Source organism: Streptomyces sp. DvalAA-43 (assembly GCF_900091725.1).
GTDB classification, from domain to species: domain Bacteria; phylum Actinomycetota; class Actinomycetes; order Streptomycetales; family Streptomycetaceae; genus Streptomyces; species Streptomyces pulveraceus.
Genome location: NZ_FMBW01000033.1, coordinates 36,852 through 61,788 on the forward strand (window position 1 = coordinate 36,852; position 24,937 = coordinate 61,788).

General features: G+C 70.3%; 26 protein-coding genes, 1 tRNA gene and 1 riboswitch. Of the genes, 11 read left to right on the top strand and 16 right to left on the bottom strand.

What is annotated here, in order from left to right:
* Positions 1 to 200: 200 nt before the first annotated feature.
* Positions 201 to 1,016 (bottom strand): alpha/beta fold hydrolase, encoded by an 816-nt coding sequence (locus GA0115234_RS09890; protein WP_093540529.1) that lies wholly within the window; start codon positions 1,014 to 1,016, stop codon positions 201 to 203.
* Between the two features lie 137 nt (positions 1,017 to 1,153).
* On the opposite strand from GA0115234_RS09890, the gene GA0115234_RS09895 reads away from it, so the two are divergent.
* On the top strand, positions 1,154 to 1,711 hold the full coding sequence (locus GA0115234_RS09895) for a MepB family protein (RefSeq protein WP_093540530.1): 558 nt from the start codon (positions 1,154 to 1,156) through the stop codon (positions 1,709 to 1,711).
* Positions 1,712 to 1,757: 46 nt separating this feature from the next.
* Here GA0115234_RS09895 and GA0115234_RS09900 read toward each other — a convergent pair whose 3' ends face one another.
* The 3 genes from GA0115234_RS09900 to GA0115234_RS09910 all read right to left on the bottom strand — a co-directional run bounded on the left by GA0115234_RS09900 (position 1,758) and on the right by GA0115234_RS09910 (position 4,526).
* Positions 1,758 to 2,279: a hypothetical protein gene (locus tag GA0115234_RS09900; RefSeq protein ID WP_093540531.1), complete on the bottom strand. Its 522-nt coding sequence runs from the start codon at positions 2,277 to 2,279 to the stop codon at positions 1,758 to 1,760.
* 70 nt (positions 2,280 to 2,349) lie between these two features.
* On the bottom strand, positions 2,350 to 3,024 hold the full coding sequence (locus GA0115234_RS09905) for a TetR/AcrR family transcriptional regulator (RefSeq protein ID WP_093540532.1): 675 nt from the start codon (positions 3,022 to 3,024) through the stop codon (positions 2,350 to 2,352).
* Positions 3,021 to 4,526, bottom strand: a complete 1,506-nt coding sequence (locus GA0115234_RS09910; protein ID WP_093540533.1) for an MFS transporter — start codon at positions 4,524 to 4,526, stop codon at positions 3,021 to 3,023. Before GA0115234_RS09910 ends, GA0115234_RS09905 begins: the two co-directional genes overlap by 4 nt.
* Positions 4,527 to 4,721: 195 nt before the next feature.
* On the opposite strand from GA0115234_RS09910, the gene GA0115234_RS09915 reads away from it, so the two are divergent.
* Positions 4,722 to 5,024, top strand: a complete 303-nt coding sequence (locus tag GA0115234_RS09915; RefSeq protein WP_093540534.1) for a hypothetical protein — start codon at positions 4,722 to 4,724, stop codon at positions 5,022 to 5,024.
* 133 nt (positions 5,025 to 5,157) lie between these two features.
* On the opposite strand, the gene GA0115234_RS09920 is transcribed toward GA0115234_RS09915, so the two are convergent.
* Positions 5,158 to 6,540, bottom strand: a complete 1,383-nt coding sequence (locus tag GA0115234_RS09920) for a DUF445 domain-containing protein (RefSeq protein ID WP_370804161.1) — start codon at positions 6,538 to 6,540, stop codon at positions 5,158 to 5,160.
* A 146-nt stretch (positions 6,541 to 6,686) separates the two neighbouring features.
* Here GA0115234_RS09920 and GA0115234_RS09925 point away from each other — a divergent pair, with 146 nt between their 5' ends.
* The gene (locus tag GA0115234_RS09925) at positions 6,687 to 7,937 is read left to right on the top strand and encodes an SGNH/GDSL hydrolase family protein (RefSeq protein WP_093540536.1); all 1,251 of its coding nucleotides are present in this window, start codon (positions 6,687 to 6,689) and stop codon (positions 7,935 to 7,937) included.
* Between the two features lie 153 nt (positions 7,938 to 8,090).
* On the opposite strand, the gene GA0115234_RS09930 is transcribed toward GA0115234_RS09925, so the two are convergent.
* The 4 genes from GA0115234_RS09930 to GA0115234_RS09945 all read right to left on the bottom strand — a co-directional run bounded on the left by GA0115234_RS09930 (position 8,091) and on the right by GA0115234_RS09945 (position 11,662).
* The gene (locus tag GA0115234_RS09930; protein WP_176729127.1) at positions 8,091 to 8,810 is read right to left on the bottom strand and encodes a DUF1707 SHOCT-like domain-containing protein; all 720 of its coding nucleotides are present in this window, start codon (positions 8,808 to 8,810) and stop codon (positions 8,091 to 8,093) included.
* A gap of 107 nt (positions 8,811 to 8,917) precedes the next feature.
* Positions 8,918 to 9,928 (bottom strand): ABC transporter ATP-binding protein, encoded by a 1,011-nt coding sequence (locus tag GA0115234_RS09935; RefSeq protein ID WP_093540538.1) that lies wholly within the window; start codon positions 9,926 to 9,928, stop codon positions 8,918 to 8,920.
* 32 nt (positions 9,929 to 9,960) lie between these two features.
* Positions 9,961 to 10,869, bottom strand: coding sequence for an ABC transporter permease (locus GA0115234_RS09940; RefSeq protein ID WP_256088696.1), 909 nt, complete (start codon positions 10,867 to 10,869; stop codon positions 9,961 to 9,963).
* Complete coding sequence (locus GA0115234_RS09945) at positions 10,862 to 11,662, bottom strand: ABC transporter permease (protein ID WP_093540649.1); 801 nt, start codon at positions 11,660 to 11,662, stop codon at positions 10,862 to 10,864. Before GA0115234_RS09945 ends, GA0115234_RS09940 begins: the two co-directional genes overlap by 8 nt.
* Positions 11,663 to 11,843: 181 nt before the next feature.
* Here GA0115234_RS09945 and GA0115234_RS09950 point away from each other — a divergent pair, with 181 nt between their 5' ends.
* The gene (locus GA0115234_RS09950; protein WP_093540539.1) at positions 11,844 to 14,279 is read left to right on the top strand and encodes a transglycosylase domain-containing protein; all 2,436 of its coding nucleotides are present in this window, start codon (positions 11,844 to 11,846) and stop codon (positions 14,277 to 14,279) included.
* Here the strand turns inward: GA0115234_RS09950 and GA0115234_RS09955 are convergent.
* The 3 genes from GA0115234_RS09955 to GA0115234_RS09965 form a co-directional block, all read right to left on the bottom strand.
* On the bottom strand, positions 14,273 to 14,593 hold the full coding sequence (locus GA0115234_RS09955; protein ID WP_093540650.1) for a DMT family transporter: 321 nt from the start codon (positions 14,591 to 14,593) through the stop codon (positions 14,273 to 14,275). The genes GA0115234_RS09950 and GA0115234_RS09955 overlap by 7 nt on opposite strands.
* 39 nt (positions 14,594 to 14,632) lie before the next feature.
* Positions 14,633 to 14,697, bottom strand: a riboswitch (guanidine-III (ykkC-III) riboswitch).
* A 74-nt stretch (positions 14,698 to 14,771) separates the two neighbouring features.
* A complete protein-coding gene (locus GA0115234_RS09960; RefSeq protein WP_031087845.1) occupies positions 14,772 to 15,110 on the bottom strand; it encodes a GroES family chaperonin in 339 nt (112 codons plus the stop codon).
* Positions 15,111 to 15,170: 60 nt separating this feature from the next.
* The gene (locus tag GA0115234_RS09965) at positions 15,171 to 15,491 is read right to left on the bottom strand and encodes a DUF3618 domain-containing protein (RefSeq protein ID WP_093540540.1); all 321 of its coding nucleotides are present in this window, start codon (positions 15,489 to 15,491) and stop codon (positions 15,171 to 15,173) included.
* A 130-nt stretch (positions 15,492 to 15,621) separates the two neighbouring features.
* On the opposite strand from GA0115234_RS09965, the gene bcp reads away from it, so the two are divergent.
* From bcp to GA0115234_RS09990, 5 genes are all read left to right on the top strand, one after another.
* Complete coding sequence (gene bcp / locus GA0115234_RS09970; RefSeq protein WP_093540541.1) at positions 15,622 to 16,089, top strand: thioredoxin-dependent thiol peroxidase; 468 nt, start codon at positions 15,622 to 15,624, stop codon at positions 16,087 to 16,089.
* 137 nt (positions 16,090 to 16,226) lie between these two features.
* A complete protein-coding gene (gene proP / locus GA0115234_RS09975) occupies positions 16,227 to 17,723 on the top strand; it encodes a glycine betaine/L-proline transporter ProP (RefSeq protein ID WP_093540542.1) in 1,497 nt (498 codons plus the stop codon).
* Between the two features lie 154 nt (positions 17,724 to 17,877).
* The gene (locus tag GA0115234_RS09980) at positions 17,878 to 18,504 is read left to right on the top strand and encodes an HNH endonuclease signature motif containing protein (protein WP_093540543.1); all 627 of its coding nucleotides are present in this window, start codon (positions 17,878 to 17,880) and stop codon (positions 18,502 to 18,504) included.
* The gene (locus GA0115234_RS09985; RefSeq protein WP_093540544.1) at positions 18,501 to 19,340 is read left to right on the top strand and encodes an HNH endonuclease signature motif containing protein; all 840 of its coding nucleotides are present in this window, start codon (positions 18,501 to 18,503) and stop codon (positions 19,338 to 19,340) included. The genes GA0115234_RS09980 and GA0115234_RS09985 overlap by 4 nt, the downstream gene beginning before the upstream one ends.
* Positions 19,341 to 19,352: 12 nt before the next feature.
* Positions 19,353 to 19,427, top strand: a tRNA-Leu gene (locus GA0115234_RS09990).
* A 52-nt stretch (positions 19,428 to 19,479) separates the two neighbouring features.
* Here the strand turns inward: GA0115234_RS09990 and rdgB are convergent.
* The 4 genes from rdgB to GA0115234_RS10010 all read right to left on the bottom strand — a co-directional run bounded on the left by rdgB (position 19,480) and on the right by GA0115234_RS10010 (position 21,771).
* The gene (gene rdgB, locus GA0115234_RS09995; RefSeq protein WP_093540545.1) at positions 19,480 to 20,082 is read right to left on the bottom strand and encodes an RdgB/HAM1 family non-canonical purine NTP pyrophosphatase; all 603 of its coding nucleotides are present in this window, start codon (positions 20,080 to 20,082) and stop codon (positions 19,480 to 19,482) included.
* 21 nt (positions 20,083 to 20,103) lie between these two features.
* Entirely contained in the window at positions 20,104 to 20,496 is a 393-nt protein-coding gene (locus GA0115234_RS10000) for a hypothetical protein (protein WP_093540546.1), read from the bottom strand.
* Positions 20,497 to 20,677: 181 nt separating this feature from the next.
* Complete coding sequence (gene rph / locus GA0115234_RS10005) at positions 20,678 to 21,415, bottom strand: ribonuclease PH (RefSeq protein WP_093540547.1); 738 nt, start codon at positions 21,413 to 21,415, stop codon at positions 20,678 to 20,680.
* A 122-nt stretch (positions 21,416 to 21,537) separates the two neighbouring features.
* Positions 21,538 to 21,771, bottom strand: a complete 234-nt coding sequence (locus tag GA0115234_RS10010; protein ID WP_014156020.1) for a glucose PTS transporter subunit EIIB — start codon at positions 21,769 to 21,771, stop codon at positions 21,538 to 21,540.
* A 222-nt stretch (positions 21,772 to 21,993) separates the two neighbouring features.
* Between GA0115234_RS10010 and GA0115234_RS10015 the strand changes: the two genes are divergently transcribed.
* Together GA0115234_RS10015 and GA0115234_RS10020 are read left to right on the top strand one after the other, a co-directional pair.
* Positions 21,994 to 23,304, top strand: a complete 1,311-nt coding sequence (locus GA0115234_RS10015; RefSeq protein ID WP_093540548.1) for a PTS transporter subunit EIIC — start codon at positions 21,994 to 21,996, stop codon at positions 23,302 to 23,304.
* Between the two features lie 272 nt (positions 23,305 to 23,576).
* The gene (locus GA0115234_RS10020; RefSeq protein WP_093540549.1) at positions 23,577 to 24,842 is read left to right on the top strand and encodes a PTS transporter subunit EIIC; all 1,266 of its coding nucleotides are present in this window, start codon (positions 23,577 to 23,579) and stop codon (positions 24,840 to 24,842) included.
* Positions 24,843 to 24,937: the final 95 nt, after the last annotated feature.

A 24,937-nucleotide genomic window follows, 5' to 3' on the forward strand; every position in this document is an offset into this window, starting at 1 on the left:
CGGACCACGCGGGGACCCTGCCGGCGGCGTTCAGGAACCTGCTGGACTGGACGGGGTCATCACCGATCCGGGCGCCCGTGAGCAGCTCGGGCAGGTACTCACGCTGCTCACGGAACGGGCCGCGGAGGTCGAGCGGGACGGGTAGGGGTCAGGCCTGGAGGTCACGCCTGACGGTCAGGCCTGGAGGTCACGCCTGGACGTCACACCGTCAGCGTCCGCCGCAGGGCCTCGGCGAACTCCTCGGGCTGCCCCAGGAAGCCTCCGTGGTCGCCGGGGAACTCGACCGGCGGCGTCCCGAGCAGTTCGGCCAGGGCGACGGACGTCCGGTAGGTGACCAGGCCTCCCGAGTCGGCGCCGACCCCGACGACGACGCGGGTCGGGGCCACGGTCAGCGCGGCGATGTCGGGCACGAAGCGGGCGGTGCCCCGCAGGTCGTGGCCGAAGAAGCGGGCGCCGTTGGCGATGTCCTGGAGCGAGGGCTCGTCCGGCTGCGCGGCGGGGGCGCCGTCGTCGCGGCCTTCGTGGTCGAATCCGGCACCGGCCATGAACTTCATCCAGGCCGCGCCCTGTCCCTCCCGGTGGAAGGTCTCGATGATGTCCTCGGTCATGGCACGCTGCTCGGCCGCGTCGGGGAGGAGTTCCATGACCGGCGGCTCGTGCGCGACGAGCGTCCGGACCCGGGCCGGATGCCGTGCGACGAGGGCGAGCCCGGTCACCGCGCCGCCACTGCTGCCGAACACATCGGCGGAGCCGGCCCCGAGCGCGTCGAGGATCGCCGCCACGTCGTCCGCGCGCTGCTCGGGCGTGGAGTCCTGCTCGGGGTCGTCGAGGGTGCTGCCGGAGATGCCGCGCGGGTCGTGGGTGACGACGGTGTGGTCGTTCGCGAGCGCGTCGGCCAGCGGCGCGAAGGCCCCGGCGTCCATCGGTGACCCCATGACCAGCAGCAACGGTCCCGCGCCGCGCACCTCGTAGTGCAGGTGCGCGCCGGGGACGTGGAGGGTGTGGGTGACGGTCATGCCGGTGGTCCTTCCTCGATCGCCCGGACCGCGGTCGCGGTGCCGTTGCGGTGACAGTGGCAGGACTCCGGCCGCCGGGGAAACTCATCGCCCGCCCACGGTCCGACGGTGGAACAGTCGCTGACAGAATGGGCGAAATGGCAACACCTCCTGAGCCCCAGCGCCAGCCCGACCCCTGGCAGTGCGGCGAGCCGCTGCACCCCGAACTCCTCACGGCGAAGACGCTGGTCTACGACCCGAGCGGGCTCGTGTGCACGCGGCCGGTGCCCGAGGCGGAGAGCGCCGAGTACGGGGCGCACGCGTTCACCGTGGACGGCTCCGCCGTCAGGTTCCGGGTGGCCAGGACCACGCCGACGAAGGCCGGGCAGTTCGTGACGGTGTGGAAGCGGGCCCCGGGTGGTGGGCCGATCCGGCCCTACGACTCCGGGGACCCCGTCGACCTCTTCGTCGTCAGCACCCGTGACGCCGACGGCTTCGGGCAGTTCGTGTTCCCGCGAGACGTGCTCCGCGAGCGGGACATCGTGTCGAGGAACGGCATCGGCGGGAAGCGCGCGTTCCGCGTCTATCCGCCGTGGGTGACGGCGCCCAACCGCCAGGCCGAACGTACGCAGGCGTGGCAGGTGGCGTACTTCCTGCCGGTCCGGGAGGACGAGGCGCTCGACCAGGTGCGGTGCCGGGCGCTCTACCACCCGTGACGAAGCCCAACGGCCGGGCTCCACCGCCCGTGGCGACGTCCGCCGGTCAGCGGTAGTCCTCCGGGTGGCCCTGCATCCAGGTGTTGATGCGGTCGCGGGTGCCGATCAGTTCGGAGCGGTGCTTCTCCAGGTTGTCCGTGGAGGTGTCGTCCTTCAGCGTCCGGCGCAGGGTGGCGATCCAGGCGATCGGCTCCTTGAAGTGGCCGGGGCCCTGGGCGTCCGCCTTCATGGACTTGTCCAGGCGGAGCAGTTCGTCGTGGACCCGGCCCAGGAAGTAGGCGCAGTCGGAGGAGCCCGGGGCGCAGTCCTCGTTCAGCGTGGCCTGGAGGCCCGCGAAGGCGTCGCGTACGGCTTCCGGCCTGTTGAAGGCGGCTTCCCCTGTCCCGGCGGACGTGAACGCCTCCGCCTGCACCTCCGCCTGCGGGTCGGCCGCGGCCTCGGATGCCGCCGCGCGGCGCGCCTCATGCCCCTGCGAGGCCTCCTCGGAACAGCCCACCAGGAGCGCTCCCAGTACGACCGCCGCGGCCACGGTCGTCGCGGCACGGCGCGCGTCGGTACGGATAGACATGAGGCCCCCCTCGTCCCGTTGGCCAGACCCTACCTCTCCGCCTGTCTCTCCCCCTCCGGCCCGTTCCGCGTCAGCCGTCGATCAGGGATTGCAGCGCGGGTGCGTACAGGTCCGCGATGTGTTCGGGGGTGGCGTCCGCACCGGCGCCGTCGCGGTGGAGGCTGAGCGTGGCGCCGAGGCCGAGGAGGTGGCCGGCGATCAGCTCGGCGCGCAGGGCGCGTTCGCGGCCGTGGAGGCGGGCGGTGAGGGCGTCGGTGACCTGTTCGTGGAAGCGGTCGCGCAACAGGGAGCGTTCGTCGCGGTTGCCGAGCGAGAAGACGACGCGCAGCAGTGGGTCGGACTGCCGTTCGCGGCGGCGGCTCACCAGCGTCACCACCAGGTGGCGGCCCAGGGTGGCGAGTGGCGCGTCGAGGAGTTCCGCGGCGGCGGGGCCGAAGTCCGCGACGGTGTTGAAGAGCTCCTCCTTGCGGCCGAAGTGCTTGACCACCAGGGACGGGCTCACTCCGGCGTCGGCCGCTATCCCCCTGATGGTGACCTCGGCGTACGGACGCTGTGTGAACGCCCGGCGGGCCGCGCGCAGGATCGCGTCCCGGCCGCTGCCCGGATCGGCAGCGGACCGTACCGGGGCCGGGGCCGAAGTCGGGGCCGGGGCCGAAGTCGGTACCGACGCCGAAGCCGAAGCCCGCACCGGAGCCGAGGCCGAGCCCGAAGCCCGAGCCGAAGCGGTGGCCTGGCCGCTGGTCATGCGCCCTCCTGGATCGGGATCGTCCGCACACCGTCCTTCCGGTCGCCCGGGACGTCGCGGTTCCTTTCGACCGTACCCGTCGCGGGTGTACGGCCGCCCGGCAGGAACAGCGTGACCAGCAGCGCCGCGAGTGCCGCGCCCGCCGCGACCAGGAAGACCAGCTGGTACGCGTGGAGCGTCGGGGCCGTCCGGCCGCCCACCCGGAACGTGATGTTGGCGAGGACCGCGGCCACCGTCGCGCTGCAGAACGCCTGCCCGATCGAGCGCATCAGTGTGTTGAGGCCGTTGGCCGCGCCCGTCTCGCTCACCGGGACACCGCGCATGACCAGCGCGGGGAGCGCCGAGTACGCGATGGCCGTGCCCGAGGCGACGACCGTCGCGCCGGCGATGATCAGCCAGAGGTTGTGGCTGGTGAAGTAACGCACCACGTAACCGGCCGCGATCACCCCCGCCGCCAGCGCCAGGCTGACCTTCGGGCCGTATTTCGCGGAGATCCGCGCCGAGACCGGTGAGAGCGCCACCATCATCACGCCGCCGGGCAGCAGACAGAGGCCGCTGACGACGAGTGAGGCGCCCAGCCCGTACCCCGTCTCCTTGGGCTCCTGCACCATCTGCGCGGTGACCAGGGAGTTCGCGTAGAAGGCGAAGCCGATGAGCAGGGCGGCGATATTGGTGAACAGGACGGCGGGGCGGGCCGAGACCCGCAGGTCGACCATGGGCGACGCGACGCGGAGCTCGTACGCGCCCCAGAACAGCGCCACGACGACGGCCGCCACCAGCAGGCCGACCGTCCGAGCCGAGGTCCAGCCCCAGTCGGCGCCCTGGGTGACCGCGAGCAGCAGGCAGACCAGGGCCCCGGACAGCCCCAGCGCGCCGAGGGCGTCGAAGCGGCCACGGGTGCGCAGCGGCGATTCCGGTACGCACCACAGCACCAGCACGATGTCGATGACACCGATCGCGCCGGAGACCCAGAACATCGTGTGCCAGTCGAAGTTCTCGACGACGAGGGCCGCGACCGGCAGCCCGACCGCCGCGCCGATGCCGAGCGTCGAGCTCATCAGCGCCACGGCGGACAGCACGCGCTCGGGCGGGAGTTCGTCGCGCAGGATGCTGATGCCCAGCGGCAGGACGGCGAGCGCCGCACCCTGGAGGGCGCGGCCGGTGATCAGCACCCCGATGTGGGAACTGACCGCGCACAGCACCGACCCCGCCACCAGCACCATCAGCGAGGCGACCAGCACCCGGCGCTTGCCGTACATGTCACCGACCCGGCCCAGGACCGGCGTGAAGACGGCGCCGGTAAGCAGGGTGACGGTGACCAGCCAGCTCGCGGCGGCCGGGCTCGCGCCGGTGAGGGCCGGGATGTGCGGGAGCAGCGGGACGACGATCGTCTGCATCACCGCGACCACGACACCGCAGAACGCCAGGACACCGACGGCGAAACGGGGGTGGCGCGGGGCCTCTTCGGCGGCGGTGGCCGGGGCAGGTATGTCCGCGGGCATGGCTCTCCGTACGGTGCTCGGCGGCAAGGGGCGTCGTGCGGGGCGCGAGGGTGCGGCGCGGGGGTGCACGCGTGTTCACCCCAGGGTAAACGCTTGTGCACCCCCTCGGCGACCGAAACCGGGAGCCCCGCGTTAGCCTCGGAGTCCCGGGCCGCGGGCCCGGAACACACGGACGAGAAGGCGAAGGTGGCTGCGATGGCGAAGGTTCCGGCAGCGGCGGTGGCGGCGAGCGGGCTGGTCGGCGGGTACGCCGTGGCGCGGTGGACCAGGAAGCGGCCGCTGGGCGGGGTCGCCCTCGCCGCCGCGGGCACCGTCGCCGCGTACGAGTGGAACCGGCAGGCCGGGCCGCGCGCGGCCGCCGGGCTGACCGCGGCGTACGTCGCCGCGTTCGCCGGTTCGCACCCGCTGGCCAAGAAGGTCGGCGCCTGGCCCGCCGTCTTCACCGTGGCGGGCAGCATGGCCGCCGCGTCCTGGGCGGTCACCCGCCGGGCGGCCTGAAGCACGTACGGGCATACCGGCGTGCGTACGGGCGTACCGGCGTACGCCCGTACGCAGAAGCGGAAGGGGCGGAGGCCCGGAAGCCCCCACCCCTTCCGCGTACGTACGCTCCCCCGTCCGGGGCCAGGTGCTTCTACGCCCCCAGCGCCCACGAGACCGTATAGATCAGGAGCCCCGCCAGCGCGCCCACCACTGTGCCGTTGATCCGGATGAACTGGAGGTCGCGGCCGATGTGCGCCTCGATCTTCTTCGACGTCTGATCCGCGTCCCAGCTCGCGACCGTGTCGCTGATCAGCGAGGTGATCTCCGCGCGGTACGTCGTGACGACATAGACCGCCGCGTCCTCCAGCCAGCCGTCCAGCTTCGCCTGGAGCCGGTCGTCCGTCGCCAGCCGTGCGCCCAGCGCCATCAGTGAGGACCGCGCCCGCAGCCGCAACTCGCTCTGCTCGTCCTCCGCGGCCGCGATGATCATCGTGCGTACGGATGCCCAGGCCGAGGCGATGACGTCCTGCACCTCGCCGCGCCCCAGGATCTCCGACTTCAGCCGCTCCACCCGGGCCCGGGTGTCCGAGTCCGTCTGGAGGTCGGCCGCGAAGTCGGTGAGGAAGGTGTCGATCGAGGCGCGCGCCGGGTGTCCCGGCATGTCCCGCATCTCCGTGACGAAGCGCAGCAGCTCCTTGTAGACCCGCTCCCCCACCCGCTTGTCGACGAACCGCGGCGTCCAGCCCGGGGCCCCGCCCTGCACCGCGTCCATCACCGAATCGCCGTGCAGCACCAGCCAGTCGTGGGCGCGTACGCAGATCAGGTCCACCACCTTGCGGTGGCCGCCGTCGGAGACGATCCGCTCCAGCATCTTGCCGAGACCGGGCCCGATCTCCGCCGCGTCGGCCCGCCGGGTGATCGCCTCACCCACCACGGCCTGCACATCGGAATCCCGCAGCACCCTCAACGCACCGCGCAACGCGGTCGACAGCTCGGCGGTGACCCGGTCCGCGTGCTCCGGCTCGGCCAGCCAGGCACCGACACGACGGCCGACGCCGAGCGCGTGGATCCGGCCCCGTACGACATCACCGGAGAGAAAATTCTCGCCGACGAAGGAACCCAGGGAGGCCCCGAGCTGGTCCTTCTTGGTGGGGATGATGGCGGTGTGCGGGATCGGCAGGCCGAGCGGACGCTTGAACAGCGCCGTGACGGCGAACCAGTCGGCCAGCGCACCCACCATCCCCGCCTCGGCGGCCGCGGCGACGAAGCCCGGCCAGCCGCCCACACCCGCGCTCTTCGCCCAGGTGGCGAGGACGTACACGAGCGCGACCAGCAGAAGGAGGCCCGTGGCCGTGGTCTTCATCCGGCGCACACCACGCCGCTTCTCCTCGTCGGCCGCGGTGTACGCGAACGACGCCAGGGGAGCGGCCCGGCCACCGGGGACGGAACGGGCCTCACCCGCCGTCCGCTCCCCGGCACGCTCCCGCTGCCGCGCGCCCGGCTCCCCGGGTTCCGTCCGATCGATCCGTTCCATCCGCTCCACCCGTCCGCGTACGCCTCGCCCCCGGTGTCCCGTACGCATTGTCCCTGCCTGACCTACTCCCGGGCCGCCCGTCGAGTTCCCGAAGCCCTGCCCCATCATGGGATCAGTCCGATTGATCACGAGGAGACACACCGCCCATGCCCAGGCGCCAGGGGTACGCCCTGCTCATCGCCCTCGTGGCGGGCACCGCCGCGCTCGCCGCCGCCGTGGCGTTCGCCGGCTCCCTGCTGTTCTCCGGCTCCGGCGCCCGGCCGCAGCAGCTCACCGCACCCGACCCGCGGTCCGTGGCCCGGACGCCCGCCGCCCCCGCCCACTCCACCGGCCTCTGGGCCGCCACCTGGACGGCCGCACCCATCGACGGGGTGACCGACTCCTCCGACGGCGGCGCCCTGAACCGGCGCACCATCCGTAACGTCGTGCACACCAGCATCGGCGGGGACGCGGCCCGCATCACCCTCTCCAACCTCTTCGGCACCCGTCCGCTGGTCGTGGACCGCGCCACCGTGAGCAGCCGCCCCGTGACCTTCCGGGGCTCCCGCACCGTGACCGTCCCGGCCGGCGGGCAGACCGTCAGCGACCCCGTCGCCGTCCCGGTCGCCGCTGACTCCGATCTCGTGGTCACCCTGCGCACCCCCACCGCCGAGGGGCCCGCCACCGTCCACGAGCGCGGCCACCAGACCTCGTACGTGGACACCGCGTGGGGCAGTCGGCGGACCCAGGACTGGCGCTACCTCACCGCCGTCGACGTGCACACCACGACCGCCGCCGGAACGATCGCCGTGATCGGCGACTCGCTCACCGCGGGCACCGGCTCCACCCTCGACACCAACAGCCGCTGGCCCGATGTCCTCGCCGACCGGCTGCGCGGCCGGTACGGGGTGGCCAACGCGGGCATCGCGGGCAACCGCCTGCTGCGCGACGGAACCGGCGTACGGGCGACCGCCCGCTTCGAGCGCGACGTACTGGACGTCGCCGGGGTGAGGACCGTCGTCATCGCGCTCGGCATCAACGATGTGCAGCGGCCCCCGCAGGAGACCGACCCGCAGCGCATCGCGGACGCCCTGCGGTCCCTGACCCAGCGCGCCCACGCCCGCGGACTGCGGGTCGTCGGGGCGACGCTGATGCCGTACGAGGGGTACCGCGGCTGGACACCCGCGGGCGACGGGGTACGGGAACGGGTCAACGCGCTGATCCGGGCGGGCGGGGTCTTCGACCACGTCATCGACTTCGACGCGGCGGCCCGGGACCCCTTCCGCCCGACGCGGCTCCGGGCGGCCTACGACAGCGGCGACCACCTCCATCTGAACGACGCGGGCTACCGGCTGCTGGGCTCGCTGGTGGACCTGACGGCGCTGGTGCACGAGCAGCCCCGGTCCGACCAGCTCTGAGGGGCGGGTTCCGGGGGCGCCCCGGCAGGCCGTCGGACGGTGGTCGGCCATCGGACCGGCGGATGAGTCGGCCGTCACACCGGTCCAACGCCCGACGAGTCGGCCGGTCAGTCGGCGGACCGGCCGGCTCCGACCCGTCGGCCATCGGACCGGTCAGTCGTCCGAACGATCCGACCGGTCCGACCCGCCCTTCTCCAGCCGCCCCCGCCCACGCCCGCGCTCCCGGTCCAGCTCCCGCAGCCGCTCCCGCTCCACGTCCCTCAGCCGCTGCCGCTCCGCCTTGCTCCGCTTGCGCTCCACGCCGACACCGCCCATCAGCGCGAGCCCGGTGATCCGCACCCGCGGGGCGTCCGGCGACGGGACCCCGTCATCCTTCGAGCGCTCCCCGAAACCGCCCATGATGCCGATGCCCCGGACCTCCACATTCAGCTCCGGCGGAACCGTCACCTGCATGCCGCCCATGATCGTGAAACAGCGGATGACGACCTCGCGGTCCTCGAAGTTCGCCTCGCGCAGATCGATCTCACCGCCGCCCCACATCGCGAACGCGGTGAACTTCCGGCCCACCGTCCAGTTCCCACGGCGCCCGAAGCCGCCCCAGAACGCGAACGCGCCGCCCGATGTGGCGGGCTTGCCGATCCGGTCCGCCCACCGCTTCTGCGACCCGGTCCGCGCCGGAGCCGCCCCCACCGGGGCCACCGCCGCACCCGGCGCCGGAAGATCCCGGACCAGCGGTTCCAACTCCCCGTGCGTACGGGCCTTGTAGGTCGCGTCGAGCCGCTGCTCGAACTCGTCCATCTCCAGCCGGCCCTCGGCAACCGCCTCGCGCAGGATCTCGGCGACACGCTCGCGCTCGGCATCGGAAGCACGCATCTCCGGAAGGTCACTTGTCATACCGCGCAGCCTATTGAACGTCCGCACGCCCGTCACAGCCCTACGCGCCCCGACCGGGCACCTGTATGCCACTCCACTCCATGCCGCTACATGCCGCCGGCCGACTCGTACATCTTCGCGATCACGGCCTCGATGTCCGGCTCCCGCACCGACAGGTCGACCAACGGGTACTCCGCGGCGATCCGGGCGACCAGCGGAGCAGCCGACTCCGAGGCCGGGAAGGCCAGCCACTGCCGCGGCCCCTCCACCTTCACCGTACGGACCGAGGGTTCCGACTCCAGCCGGATCGGCGGGAGTTGACGCTCCAGGTCGACCACCAGCATCCGCTCGCTCTCGCCCACCTCGTGCAGGCCGGCGAGGGCACCGTCGTACATCAGCCGGCCGTGGTCGATCACCATCACCCGCTTGCAGAGCTGCTCGATGTCCGTCAGATCATGGGTCGTGAGCAGCACCGTCGTGCCGCGCTCCGCGTTCAGGTCCCGCAGGAATCCACGGACCCTGGACTTGGAGACGACGTCCAGGCCGATCGTCGGCTCGTCCAGATACAGCACCTCGGGATCGTGCAGCAGCGCCGCCGCGATGTCGCCGCGCATCCGCTGCCCCAACGACAGCTGCCGCACGGGAACATCCAACAGCTCGCCCAGATCGAGGAGTTCGACACAGCGGTCCAGATTCTCCCGGTAGCGCGCGTCGGGGATCCGGTACATCCGGTGCATCAGGCGGTACGAGTCGCGCAGCGGCAGGTCCCACCAGAGCGTGGTGCGCTGGCCGAACACCACACCGATCCGGTGCGCCAGCCTCGTACGTTCCCTCGAAGGGTCGATGCCCGCCACCCGCAGCCGGCCGCCGCTCGGGGTGAGGATGCCGGTCAGCATCTTGATCGTGGTCGACTTCCCCGCGCCGTTCGGGCCGATGTAGCCGACCATCTCGCCGCGCGCGACACGGAAGCTGATCGAGTCGACCGCCCGTACCCGGCGGCGTTCGCCGCGCATGAAACCGGTCCTGCGACGCACGTCGAAGACCTTCTCCACGTTGTCGAGCTCGATGAATCCGGTGGTGGTTTCGACGTCCGTGCGCACGTCCGAGTCCAAGTCCATGTCCCCTGCCCTGCCTCGCTCGATGTTCCGGATCAGCTTCCTGTGCTGCGGTACGCCCGCAGGCCCGAGCGCCAGGCCAGGCCCGCCAGCAGCCAGCACAGGGCCGCCACCACCGGGGGCAGGAACGCCACCCAGTCCGGCAGGCCCAGCGGGTACTCCCGGCCCAGCACGTACAGCGCGGGCAGCCAGTTCGCGAAGGCCAGCGGCACCACGAACGTCACCCCCCGCACCAGGTCCTTCGCGAAGACCGACGGCGGGTACTGGAGCAGGGTGTTCCCGCCGTACGTGAAGGAGTTCTGCACCTGGGCGGCGTCCTGCGCGACGAACTGGAACGCTCCCCCGGCCACGAACAGCGCCCCGAAGATCGCCGCCCCGCTCAGCAGCATCATCGGCACCATCGCCACCTTCAGCGGCGTCCAGGCGATGTCCAGGGTCACCAGCGCGTACCCCAGCACCAGTACCCCCTGGAGCACCCGCCCCAGCCTGCGCAGCGCGAACCGGTCCGCCGCCACCTGGGCGAGCACCGGGACCGGCCGCACCAGCAGGGTGTCCAGCGTGCCGTCGCGCACCCGCTGGCCCAGCCGGTCCATCGAGCCCAGCACCAGGTCGGCGAGACCGAACGCGGTGCCCGACACCCCGTACAGCAGGGCGACCTCGGGCAGCGTGTAGCCGCCCAACTCGTCCACGTGCGAGAACATCAGCAGGATCGCGACGAAGTCGAAGGCGGTCGCCGCGAAGTTCCCGAACGCCGTCATGACGAACGAGGCGCGGTAGGCCATCGTCGAGCGCAGCCACATCATCACGATCAGCCCGTACGCCCGGACGCCCTCGACGAGCCCCGGCCGTTCGGCGAACACCACCCCGGACCGGTCGGCGGCCCGGCCCCCGGGCCCCTCCGCCGCCCCGGGCCCCTCCGCCACACCCGTCGTACTGTCAGCCACCCTGGACCACCACCCTCCTCGTCGCCACCGACTGCACCATCCGCCCCACCAGCAACAGCGCCAGCGCCCAGCCCGCCTGGAAGGCGTACGCCTTCCCCAGCTCCCACCCCGGGTACTTGCCGAGGAACACATCGGCCGGCACCTGGAGCAGCGACGACCACGGCAGCGCCCGCGCCACGTCCCCCAGCACCCCGGGGAACAGCGTCAGCGGGAGCAGCATCCCGGAGAAGAACATCGCGGCCAGCCAGGCCATCTGCGCGGTCCCCGCCCCGTCCAGCAGCCAGAACGCGGAGAGCGCCACCAGGTAGCGGATCGCGAAACTGACCACGACACCGAGCGCCACCGAGACGAGGAAGGCCAGCCAGACGCCCGGCGAGGAGGGCAGCGCCAGATCGAAGGCGAGCGATCCCACCAGCATCGGCACGATGCCGCGCCCCAGCAGATGGAACGCGGCGCGGCCCAGGTCTCCCGCGAGCCACCACAGTTGGAGGTCGGCGGGCCGGTAGAGATCGACCGCGATGTCACCGGTACGGATCCGCTCGATCAGCTCGTCCTCGAAACCGCCGCCCATCATGGAACAGGTCATCAGCAGCGCCTGCCCCAGCCAGACGTAGCTGAGCGCCTGGGACATGTCGTAACCGCCGAGCTGCGGGCGCTCGTCCCACAACGCCACATAGGTGTACGCCAGGATGAACCCGAAGACCGTGTTGGTGAACACTCCCGCCGCCGTGGCGGTCCGGTAGGTGGCGTGGCGGCGGAACCCTCCCGCCGCCACCACCGCGTAAAGCCGCACCGTACGCACCCCCATCGCCCGGGTGCCCAACGGTCTCGGACACCAAAGCGCACGACCCTAGTCCACCGGGAACGGCCCCCGCGACCGCTTTTCGGGGGTCGATCCGGGGTCGATCCGATGCTTATTCCCTAGAAAAGGGCACTATGAGGGAACTGACCGCGGCCGAGGAGTCTGCACGGACATGAGCGACGAGCCACAGCAGCCGAGCGGGGACCAGGGCCCCCGGGGCTGGGCCCCCAGGGATCCGGCTGCCCACGGCCCCGCCGGTGCGTCCGGCGATCCCGGCAATCCCGGCGACGGAAGCGGAACCGCGAGCGGGAAGGCCAAGAAGCCCAAGAAGCGCAAGCGGCCCAAGCGCACCGGATGGCGGCGTGCCGTCCCCACCTGGCGGATGGTCCTCGGTGCCGTCCTCGTCGCCGCCGTGCTCCTGATCGGCGGCTTCATCGCCGGGTACGAACTCGTCGACATCCCGCCCGCCAACGCCAACGCCACCGCGCAGTCCAACGTCTACCTCTACAAGGACGGCAGCGTCCTCGCCCGCTCCGGCGAGATCAACCGGGAGAACGTCCAGCTCGCCCAGGTGCCGCTCACCGTCCAGCACGCGGTCCTCGCCGCGGAGGACCGCGACTTCTACTCCGAACGGGCCGTCGACTTCAAGGCCATGACCCGCGCCGCCTTCAACACACTCACCGGCAAGGGCAAACAGGGCGGCTCGACGATCACCCAGCAGTACGTCAAGAACTACTACCTCGGCCAGGAACAGACCGTCATCCGCAAGATCAAGGAATTCTTCATCGCGGTCAAACTCAACCGCGAGGAAACCAAGAGCCAGATCTTCGAGGGCTACCTCAACACCAGCTACTTCGGCCGCAACGCCTACGGCATCCAGGCCGCCGCCCAGGCCTACTACTCCAAGGACATCGGCCACATCACCACCGCCCAGGGCGCCTACCTGGCCTCCCTGCTCAACGCCCCCAGCGCGTACGACGTCGTCGTCCACCCCGAGAACAAGCCAGCCGCCCTCGGCCGCTGGAACTACGTGCTCGACGGCATGGTCAAGGAGAAGTGGCTCGGCGCGGCCGAACGCGCCGCGATGAAGTTCCCCGTGCCCGGCAAGGTCAAGCCCTCCACCGGGCTCTCCGGACAGCGCGGCTACCTCGTCCAGGCCGTCGACGACTACCTCACCGGACACGACGTCATCGACGAGGACACCCTCGCCACCGGCGGCTACCGGATCACCACCACCCTGGAGAAGAAGAAGCAGGACGCACTCGTCAAGGCCGTCGACGACAACGTCATGTCCCAGACCAGCCCCGACCGCCCGGCCGACCGCAACGTCCGGGTCGGCGGCGCCTCCATCGACTCCGGCACCGGCCGGGTCCTCGCCATGTACGGCGGCATCGACTACACCAAGCAGTACGTGAACAACGCGACCCGCCGCGACTACCAGGTCGGCTCCACCTTCAAGCCCTTCGTCTTCACCTCGGCCGTCGCCAACCGCTCCACCACCCAGGACGGCCGGCGCATCACCCCCAACACCCTCTACGACGGCACCAACAAACGCATGGTCCAGGGCCCCGGAGGATCCACCGGATACGCCCCCGCCAACGAGGACGACATCGACTACGGGCCCATCACCGTCTCCACCGCCACCGACAAGTCCGTCAACGCCGTCTACGCCCAGATGGCCGAGGACGTCGGCCCGGAGAAGGTCAAGCAGACCGCCATCGGCCTCGGCATCCCGAAGAACACCCCCGACCTCACCGCCACCCCGTCCATCGCACTCGGCGTCTCCACCGCCAGCGTCCTGGACATGACGGAGGCGTACGCCACCCTCGCCAACCACGGCCGGCACAGCGCGTACGTCCTCGTCGACCGGATCAGCAAGGACGGCGAGGACCTGGAGCTCCCCGACAGCGGGCACAGCGATCCGGCGGTCAGCCGCGAGGCCGCCGACACCACGACCGGCATCCTCCAGAGCGTCGTCGAGGGCGGCACCGGCACCGCCGCCCAGGCCGCGGGGCGCCCCGCCGCGGGCAAGACCGGCACCGCCGAGGAGGACAAGGCGGCCTGGTTCGCCGGCTACACCCCCGACCTCACCACCGTCATCGCCGTCATGGGCCAGGACCCCGAGACCGGCGTACAGAAACCGCTGTACGGAGCACTCGGACTCGCCCGCATCAACGGCGGCGGCGCGCCCGCCCAGACCTGGGCCCAGTACACCGAGGCCGCCCTGCGCTCCACCCCGGCCACCGACTTCGACCTCGAACTCGAAAGCGGCGCCGAGGAATCCGCGCCGCCCACCGACGAACAGACCAGTCCCGAGGGCACCACCACACCCCCCGGGACCACCTCCAGCACCCCGCCGAACACTCCCGGCTCCACCCCGCCCCGCGAGCCCTCGACCCCCGGTTCCAGCGAACCGGGCACCGGCGGCACGGAGACCAACACCCCCACCGAAGGCACCGCGGACAACGGCGGCGCACAGAACGGCGGCGGGGACAACGGCGGCGCGAGCGGCAGTGACAGTGGCGCGGACGGTGGCGGCGGGGGCGGGGGCGGGGGCGACTACGGCTACTTCCCCGGCCCCCGGGGCACCCCGGCCACCCGTCAGTGACCCGAGGTCGCCTTCAGCCCCACGACGGCGACCAGCAGCAGACAGACGAAGAAGATCCGGGCGGCGGTCACCGGCTCACCCAGCACCACCATGCCCAGGATCGCCGCACCGGCCGCACCGATACCGACCCACACGCCGTACGCCGTACCGATCGGCAGCGTCCTGGCCGCATGGGACAGCATCACCATGCTCGCCACGATCCCGAGGCCGGTGAACACACTCGGCCACAGCCGGGTGAACCCCTCGGTGTACTTCATCCCGATCGACCAGGCCACTTCCAGCAGACCGGCGACCACGAGCAGAATCCACGCCATGACGGCACCTCCGACGAGACGGAACACGCGAACAACACGGGTGCGTCGTCTTTTCCAAGCCCGGTACGGCGCGTCTCGTCGGGGTCGCTCCACCGTAGCAAAGAACATACGAAAGGCCTGGTGACACCGGTCACCAGGCCAAACAGGGACGACGGCCGGACAGGACCACGGGTGGGGGCTACAGATACAGCCCGGTCGAATCCACCGAACCCTCGAACCGGTCCGCCGCCACCGCGTGCAGATCGCGTTCACGCATCAGCACGTACGCCACACCACGCACCTCGACCTCGGCACGGTCCTCGGGGTCGTACAGCACCCGGTCGCCCGGCTCCACCGTCCGCACGTTCTGGCCCACCGCGACCACCACGGCCCAGGCCAGCCGACGGCCGACCGCAGCCGTCGCCGGAATCAGAATGCCGCCGCCGGAACGCCGCTCGCCCTCGGGCGAATCGGACCGCACCAGCACACGGTCGTGCAGCATGCGGATGGGCAGCTTGTCGTCGGTGTTCTCGCTCACGCCCCGCAACCTACCTGCCCGTCGCGCCCGCGCACCCCTCCGGGGTGCACGGACCGCGCGTCAGCCCTTGCGGCGCCGCTTCGACCTCACGACCAGACCCACGACGCCCACCGCGAGCAGCGCCGCCGGAATCACCCGCTCCAGCCGCGGGGCGCCGTCCTCGGACACGAACTGTGCCTTCACGTCCGACACCGCCCGGTTCACCGCGACGAACGCCCGCCCGGCCGTCCGGTCCACGGCCTCGGCGGCCTTGGCCTTCACCTCACCCATGATCGTATCCGGGTGCACCCGCACCCCGATCTCATCGAGCACCACCGCGAGCTGCTCGCGCCTGCTGATGATGTCCGCCTCGATCTGCGCAGGGGTCCTGGCATCCGACACTGCGCCGCCTCCGTGGTCCTCGTCCGGTAAACCTTCATCGACAGTCTGTCAGCTCGACCGCCCGCGCACCCGGCGGCACCCCTATTACGCTCGGTCCCGTACACCCCACGTACCACCCCTGAGGAGAACCATGAGCGAGCGACTCCAGCCCGGCGACACCGCCCCCGCCTTCACCCTTCCCGACGCCGACGGCAACGAGATCTCGCTCGCCGACCACAAGGGCCGCAAGGTCATCGTCTACTTCTACCCGGCCGCCCTCACCCCCGGCTGCACCAAGCAGGCCTGCGACTTCACCGACAACCTGGAGCTGCTCGCCGGCGCCGGATACGACGTCATCGGCGTCTCCCCGGACAAGCCCGAGAAGCTCGCCAAGTTCCGCGAGCAGGAGAACCTCAAGGTCACCCTGGTCGGCGACCCGTCCAAGGAGACCCTGGAGGCCTACGGCGCCTTCGGCGAGAAGAAGCTCTACGGCAAAACGGTGACGGGCGTCATCCGCTCCACAGTCGTCGTGGACGAGGAGGGCAAGGTCGAGCGTGCCTTCTACAACGTCAAGGCCACCGGCCACGTAGCCAAGATCATCAGGGACCTCGGCATCTGACCCGAGCCCGTCGAGGACCGACTCGGACGGCCGAGACGATGTGAGGGACATCCCATTCGGTCATCGAATCGGTTTGCAGCCGCCATGACCGCGCAGAAGCCCTTCCTGGAACACCCACCCGAGGAAAGGACCCGGCCATGGCGGCCTCCGACCCCCATCAGGCGGCCGATCCGGAAGCGGTCAAACGCCACCCGACCCTCTTCCGCGCCATCCGGCAGCGAAGGAATCCGAAGCTGCGCCGGACGGACATCACCGTCACCGACGACCGGGCGGTCAAGCGGGCGGTGAAGGCGGCATCGCTCGGGAACGCCATGGAGTGGTTCGACTTCGGGATCTACTCCTACCTGGCCGTCACCCTGGGCCATGTCTTCTTCCCGTCCGGGAACGACACCACCCAGCTCCTCTCCTCCTTCGCCACCTTCGCCGTCGCCTTCCTCGTACGGCCCCTCGGCGGAATGTTCTTCGGCCCGATGGGCGACAAGATCGGCCGCAAGAAGGTCCTCGCCCTCACCATGATCATGATGGCGGTCGGCACCTTCGCGATCGGAGTCATCCCCTCCCACGACTCCATCGGCCTCTGGGCCCCCGCCCTGCTGATCTTCTTCCGTCTGGTCCAGGGCTTCTCCACCGGCGGCGAATACGGCGGCGCCTCCACCTTCATCGCCGAGTACGCCCCCGACAAACGGCGCGGCTACTTCGGCAGCTTCCTCGAATTCGGCACGCTGGCCGGCTACGTCGGCGCCGCCGGACTCGTCACCGCGCTGACCGCGATCCTCGACTCCGGCCAGATGGAGGCCTGGGGGTGGCGCGTGCCGTTCCTCGTCGCGGGCCCCCTCGGCCTGGTCGGCCTCTACCTGCGACTGCGCCTCGACGAGACGCCCGCCTTCCAGAAGCTGGAGGGCGGCACCGCTCACGCGACCGAGGCCGCCGACGGCGTCGAGACCACCGCCAAGGGCGACCTCGCCAAGATCTTCCGCCAGTACTGGCCGACGCTGATCCTCTGCATCTGCCTGGTCGGCGCGTACAACATCACCGACTACATGCTGCTGTCGTACATGCCGACGTACCTCTCCGACGAGCTCGGCTACAGCGAGACCCACGGTCTGCTCATCCTGCTCGCCGTCATGGTCTTCCTGATGCTGATCATCAGCCAGGTCGGCAAGCTCTCCGACCGCTTCGGCCGCAAGCCACTCCTGATGACCGGCATGCTCGGCTTCTTCTTCCTCTCCCTCCCCGCCTTCCTCCTCATCCGCCAGGGCAGCATCCCCGCCATCACGACCGGCATGCTGATGCTGGGCCTCTCCCTGGTCTGCATGCTCGGCACCATGTCCGCCGCCCTCCCGGCCCTCTTCCCCACCCACGTCCGCTACGGCTCCCTCTCGGTGGGCTACAACCTCTCGGCCTCCCTCTTCGGCGGTACGACCCCGCTGGTGATCACGGCCCTGATCAGCTGGAGCGGCACCAACCTGATGCCCGCCTACTACGCGATGGCGGCGGCCCTGGTCGGCGTGATCGCGGTGGCCTGCATGAAGGAGACCGCCCAGAAGCCCCTGGCAGGCTCCCCGCCGTCGGTGGAGACGGAGGAGGAGGCGGCGGAACTGGCCGCTTCCCAGACCCCGGATCCGAAGTTCTGACCGAAGCTCCAAGGGAACGGCTCGCCCCGCCTCAGTCACCACTGAAACGGGACGAGCCGTTCCGCATCTTGTCGGATATCGGACGTAACTCTCCGATAAGCAGTTCGTTTTTCCGTACGAGGCCGCGAACGTGCGGCCGGGCGCGGAGGGGAACATGACTGCTCGATACACCCGCGAACTCCTCGAAGAAGCGGCGCGGAAAACCACGAACGCGAACGACGCGGTCCGCTGGTGCGGAGGAACACCGACGCCGGGAAGCCGGAGCTACCTGCGGAGCAAGATGGCCGAGTGGGGGATAGACATCTCACACTTCGCCGACACGAGGGTGCGCCACACTGAAGCGGCCCTGCGCGAACTCGTCGCCTGCTCCAAGAGCGTGGCCGAGGTGGTACGCCGATTGGGCATCAGCCCTGTGGGCGGCAATCAGGCGCACATCGGCCGTCGCATTGCGGCACTGCGCATCGACACATCGCATTTCCTGCGCACGCCTCCTCGGAGAGCCAAAGGCGCCTTGGGGAACCCGCTGGCCCTCGGCTCTCCGCCGGACGGGCGGATTCCGGGAGAACGGCTGCGGCGCGAAATGATCCGCAGCGGAGTTCAGGACGTGTGTGCCGAGTGCGGCAACGAAGGAGAGTGGCAGGGTCGGCCGCTCCGACTCGAAGTCGACCACGTCAACGGCGACTGGTGGGACAACCGCTTGGGGAACCTGCGGCTCCTCTGCCCCAACTGCCACGCCGCGACGGACACTTATCGCGGCCGCAAACGCAGGGGGACGGCATGAGCGGCCGGAACAACTACCCTCGCGACCTGCTCGAACGAACCGCAGCCACTGCGACCAGCCTCGTCGATGTCCTGCGCCGCCTCGGCGCACCGCTGGGCAGTCGATCACGCCGTTACGTGCGCGGCCGACTTGAGCACTACGGCATCGACACGTCCCACTTCGCAGAAGAGGCCCTGCCCCACCGAGAGCACCGTACGTACCCGAAGGAGCTTCTTGCCGAAGCGGCCGCCCGCTCGCACAGCATCCGGGAGATGTTCGAGTACATGGGCCTGCCGCCGTGCGAAGGTCCCTACGGTTACCTACGCAGAAAGCTTGATCGGCTCGGCATCGACACGTCCCACTTCACCAACGGACGCGCGTGCGGGACGCCTCCCCTGCCGCGCGCCGAACTCATGGCTGCCGTCGCAGAGTCTCGGAGCATGGCCGGGGCCCTGCGCGCTCTGGGGCAGGTCGACAGCGGCGCCGCTCGCGCCCGGCTGAAGCGGGACATCGAGACCTATGGCCTGTCGACCGCGCACTTCTCCGGCCAGGCCCATGGCCGGGGCAGACGCTCCCCCAACCGCAAACCCGCAGCCGAGATCTTCCAGCGCCTGGAGCCCGGTGCGCCCCGCACGAGCACAGCGCTCCTGCGGCGAGCTCTCGACGACATCGGGGTCCCCCACGAATGTGCGCGATGCGGTACCGGTGAAACATGGCGGGGGAACCGTCTCGTCCTAGAGATCGACCACGTCAACGGCGACCGGCTCGACAACCGCCAGAAGAATCTGCGGTACTTGTGCCCGTCCTGCCACAGCCAGACCGAAACCTTCTCGAAGCGACGCAACGTCACACAGTAGAGTGGGACCGTCGGGTCCGTACCCCAGCTGGCTAGAGGGCGCCGGTTTAGGTCCGGTGTGTCGTGGGTTCGAATCCCACCGGGCCCACAGACGCAAGAGGGCCGCCACCTACGAAACGAAGGTGGCGGCCCTCGCCGTCTCACCCCACCAGCTCCCGCACCACCGGCACCAGCGCCCGGAACGCCTTGCCCCGGTGGCTGATCGCGTTCTTCTCCGCCGGGGTCAGTTCCGCGCAGGTGCGGGTGTCCCCCTCGGGCTGGAGGATCGGGTCGTAGCCGAAGCCGTTGATGCCGGACGGGGTGTGGCGCAGGGTGCCCGTCAGGCGGCCCTCGACCACGCGTTCCGTGCCGTCGGGGAGGGCGAGGGCGGCCGCGCAGGCGAAGTGGGCGCCGCGGTGGGGTGCGTCGATGTCGGAGAGCTGGGCCAGGAGCAGGTCCAGGTTGGCCCGGTCGTCGCCGTGGGTGCCGGCCCAGCGGGCGGAGAAGATGCCGGGGGCACCGCCGAGCACGTCCACGCAGAGGCCGGAGTCGTCGGCGACGGCGGGGAGGCCGGTGGCCTCGGCGAGGGCGTGGGCCTTGAGCAGGGCGTTCTCGGCGAAGGTGACGCCGGTTTCCTTGACGTCGGGGATGTGGGGGTACGCGTCCGCGCCGACGAGCTCATGGGTGAGACCGGCGTCGGCGAGGATCGCGTGGAGTTCGGTGATCTTCCCGGCGTTGCGGGTGGCAAGGATGAGACGGGTCATGCCCCCCAGTATCGGGGGTGGTCAGGGCGTGCAGACCTTGCCGATCTCCGTGGCGGCGTCGGTGACCGGGGTGATGTCGGGGGTGGCGTCGCCCTTGTCGATGGAGTCGCGGACGTTGCCGACGCCCGCCTGGAGGTCGTCGACGGCCTTGCCGAGGTCGGCGTTGTCGGTCTTGTCGCCGAGCTCGCCGAGTGACTTCTGGATGTCGTCGAGGGCTTCGGAGGCCTGGGTGGGGTCGTTGGTGGCGTTGGAGACGGCCTGCTGGAGGTTGTCGACGCTGGTGGCTATGGCGTCGGCGGTGCGGACGCAGTCCAGCGCCTTGTCGACGGCACCGCAGCCCGCGGCGGCGGTGAGGGTGAGGGCGGTCAGGGTCAGCGCGACGGTGATGCGGCGGTGGCGTGCGGCCTTGGCCATGGTGCGGTTCCTCCCCGGATGCGGATACGCGGACGGGCGCACGGTTCGACCCGTGCGCCCGTGTTCGTAACGACGCGCTGTGGTGCTTATTTGGTTGCTTCTTTACCTGTGACCCGCGACCCGCGACTTGCGACCCGCCGCCCCGTGGCCCCCGCGACCCGTGGCCCGCGGGACGTAGGGGCTATTCGCCCAGGGCGTGGGCGAGGACCTCGTGCTGGATGGCGGTCAGGTCGGCGCAGCCGGTGGTGGCGAGGTCGAGGAGGGCGCCCAGTTCCTTGCGGTCGAAGGGGGTGGCCTCGGCGGTGCCCTGGACCTCGACGAAGCGGCCGTCGCCGGTGCAGACGACGTTCATGTCGGTCTCGGCGCGGACGTCCTCCTCGTAGCAGAGGTCGAGGAGGGGGGTGCCGTCGACGATGCCGACGCTGATCGCGGAGACGGTGTCGGTCAGCGGCTTGCGGCCGTGCTTGACGATCTTCTTGTGCTGCGCCCAGGTGACGGCGTCGGCGAGGGCGACGTAGGCGCCGGTGATGGCGGCGGTGCGGGTGCCGCCGTCGGCCTGGAGGACGTCGCAGTCCAGGACGATGGTGTTCTCGCCGAGCGCCTTGTAGTCGACGACGGCGCGCAGGGAGCGGCCGATGAGGCGGCTGATCTCGTGGGTGCGGCCGCCGATCTTGCCGCGTACGGCCTCGCGGTCGCCGCGGGTGTTGGTGGAGCGGGGCAGCATGGAGTACTCGGCGGTGACCCAGCCTTCGCCGCTGCCCTTGCGCCAGCGCGGGACGCCCTCGGTGACGGAGGCGGTGCAGAAGACCTTGGTGTCGCCGAAGGAGACGAGTACGGAACCTTCGGCGTGCTTGCTCCATCCGCGTTCGATGGTGACGGGGCGGAGCTGTTCGGGGGTGCGGCCGTCGATACGAGACATGGCGTCGACTTTATCGGGTGCGGGGGTGGCGTCCGTTCGGGTGCGGCACAGGCCCCGTCCGGGTGGGGGCGGGGCCTGTACGGGGGCCGAGCGGTCGGCTCAGCGGTGGGCTCGGCGGCCGGTCACATCATGTCTTCGATGTCGGCGGCGATGGGGTCGGCGTCGGTGCCGATGACGACCTGGATCGCGGTGCCCATCTTGACGACGCCGTGGGCTCCGGCGGCCTTGAGCGCGGCTTCGTCGACCTTGCTCGGGTCGTGGACCTCGGTGCGGAGGCGGGTGATGCAGCCTTCGATCTCGTCGATGTTCTCGATACCGCCGAGCCCGGCGACGATCTTCTCAGCCTTGCTGGCCATGGCCTTCTCCCTGGTTCTTCACATGCGTGCGACGGCCCACCCTGGGTCCGTTTCGTCACCGTAACGCACGTTTGGCCCAGCTTCACGGGCGGGTGACCGGACCGTCCCCAATGATGACGATCACTGGTGACCTGTCTTCCAGCCGGGTTAGGCACCGTACCCCAACTGGTCTACACCAGTGTGCAACGACCGCCGAACGCGCCGTGTTCCGGGAGGACGCCGATGAGCTCAAGCAGCGCCGCCGTGCCACAGAAGACGTGGTGGAACGGCCTCTTCCAGGGCCTCCAGAAGATGGGCCGCAGTCTCCAGCTGCCGATCGCCGTGCTGCCGGCGGCCGGCATCCTCAACCGGTTGGGCCAGCCGGACGTATTCGGCGACGAGGGCCTGGGCTGGAACAACATCGCCAAGGTGTTCGCGGCCGCGGGCGGCGCGCTGCTCGACTCCGGGCTCGGCCTCCCGCTGCTGTTCTGCATCGGTGTCGCGATCGGCATGGCGAAGAAGTCCGACGGCTCGACCGCGCTCGCCGCGGTGGCCGGCTTCCTCGTCTACTACGCGGTGCTGCACGCCTTCCCGGTGGACTGCGCCCCGGGTTCGACGTTCACCTCGGGCGGCACCTGGTTCGGAACCTGTGTGACCGGCGACGCCAAGGTCACGGCCGCCGAGTACCAGAACCCCGGGGTGTTCGGCGGCATCGTGATGGGCCTGCTGTCCGCCTGGTTCTGGCAGCGGTACCACCGGGTCAAGCTGGTGGACTGGCTGGGCTTCTTCAACGGCCGCCGGCTCGTCCCGATCATCATGGCGTTCGTCGGCCTCCTCTTCGCGGGCCTGTGCGCCTGGCTGTGGCAGCCGATCGGCGACGGCCTGACCAGCTTCTCCAAGTGGCTGGTGGACCTGGACTGGGTGGGCTCCGGCATCTTCGGTCTGGCCAACCGCGCGCTGCTGGTCATCGGCCTCCACCAGTTCCTGAACACCTTCGTCTGGTTCCAGTTCGGCGACTTCACCAAGCCGGACGGCACCGTCGTGCACGGTGACATCAACCGGTTCCTGGCGGGCGACCCGACGGCCGGTCAGTTCACCTCGGGCTTCTTCCCGATCATGATGTTCGCCCTGCCCGCGGCGGCACTGGCGATCTACCACTGCGCCAAACCGCACCGCCGGAAGGCGGTCGGCGGCATGATGCTCTCGGTCGGACTGACCTCGTTCGTGACGGGCATCACCGAGCCGATCGAGTACTCGTTCCTCTTCGTCGCACCCCTGCTGTACGCGATCCACGCGGTGCTGACCGGTGTCTCGATGGCGGTGACGTGGGCGCTCGGGGTGAAGGACGGCTTCAGTTTCTCGGCGGGCCTGATCGACTACGTCATCAACTGGAGCCTGGCGACCAAACCCTGGCTGATCATTCCGATCGGCCTGGTCTGCGCCGCCGTCTACTACGTGATCTTCCGGTTCGCGATCACCAGGTTCAACCTCCAGACGCCGGGCCGCGAGCCCGATGAGCTGGAGGAGGAGATCGAGAGGAACCTCACGAAGTAGCAGGTCGGAAGGGCTTTCGGCCCATCCTGAGCAGACCCTCCAAGGCCCTTGGACCCATGTGGTCCGGGGGCCTTCGGCATGTCGCCGAGCGTGTGTGATAGCTCATGCGAATTGGTGGGGATTCGCAGGTTCCTTATCCAACCCTCACCGTGCTACAACTGGTCTACACCACTGAGTGGTCCAGACCACGTGGCGTTCTGCCGCGTATGTCGAGTCGTCGCCTCCCCCCCCTCAACGACCTGGGCGGCGCCTTGCCCCCATGGAGGAAGTTGATGTCCACGGCAGACACCGCACCCGCGGTCACCAAGAAGAAGGGCGCCGGCGTGATGTCGGTCATGCAGCGCATCGGCCGCAGCCTCATGCTGCCGGTCGCGGTGCTGCCGGCGGCCGCGCTCCTGGTGCGTCTCGGCCACGACGACATGCTCGGCAGGGCCTCGTTCCCGGGCTTCATCACCAAGATCGCCGGCTTCATGGACGCGGGCGGCAACGCGATCCTCGACAACATGGCGCTGCTGTTCGCCGTCGGCATCGCGATCGGCTTCGCCAAGAAGTCGGACGGCTCGACCGCGCTCGCCGCCGTCACCGGCTACCTGGTCTTCCAGAAGGTGCTCGCCACCTTCACCGACAGCAACCTTCCGCAGGTCGCCACGGTGGTCGACGGCAAGATAGTGATGACGGACGCCCCCGTGGACGCCAAGGTCCTCGGCGGTGTGGTGATGGGCATCGTCGTGGCGCTGCTCTACCAGAAGTTCTACCGGACGAAGCTGCCCGCCTGGGCGGGCTTCTTCGGCGGCCGCCGCCTGGTCCCGATCCTCTCCGCCTTCGCGGGCCTGGTCATCGGCGTCGTCTTCGGTTACATCTGGCCGGTCCTCGGCACCGGGCTGCACAACTTCGGTGAGTGGCTGGTCGGTTCCGGCGCGGTCGGCGCGGGCATCTTCGGTGTCGCCAACCGTGCGCTGATCCCCGTCGGCATGCACCACCTGCTGAACTCGTTCCCGTGGTTCCAGGCCGGTGAGTACCACGGCAAGAGCGGCGACATCAACCGCTTCCTGGCCGGTGACCCGACGGCCGGACAGTTCATGACCGGCTTCTTCCCGATCATGATGTTCGCCCTCCCGGCCGCCTGTCTCGCGATCGTGCACTGCGCCCGCCCGGAGCGCCGCAAGGTCGTCGGCGGCATGATGTTCTCGCTCGCGCTCACCGCGTTCGTGACCGGTGTCACCGAGCCCATCGAGTTCACGTTCATGTTCATCGCCCCGGTGCTGTACGCGATCCACGCGGTGCTCACCGGTGTCTCGATGGCCCTCACCTGGGGGCTCGGCATGAAGGACGGCTTCGGCTTCTCCGCGGGCGCCGTCGACTTCTTCCTGAACCTCGGCATCGCGAGCAAGCCATGGCTGCTGGTGCTGGTCGGCCTCTGCTTCGCGGTGGTCTACTACGCGGTCTTCCGCTTCGCGATCACCAGGTTCAACCTGCCCACTCCGGGCCGTGAGTCCGACGAGGAGCTCGCCGAGCTCCTCAAGGCCGAGGCGAAGTAGCCCTCGCCCGCCGCACGACGAAGCCCTCATCTCCCACGGCGGGAGATGAGGGCTTCGTGCGTGGCCAAAAGACCCCGAGGGCTGTCCGGAAATAT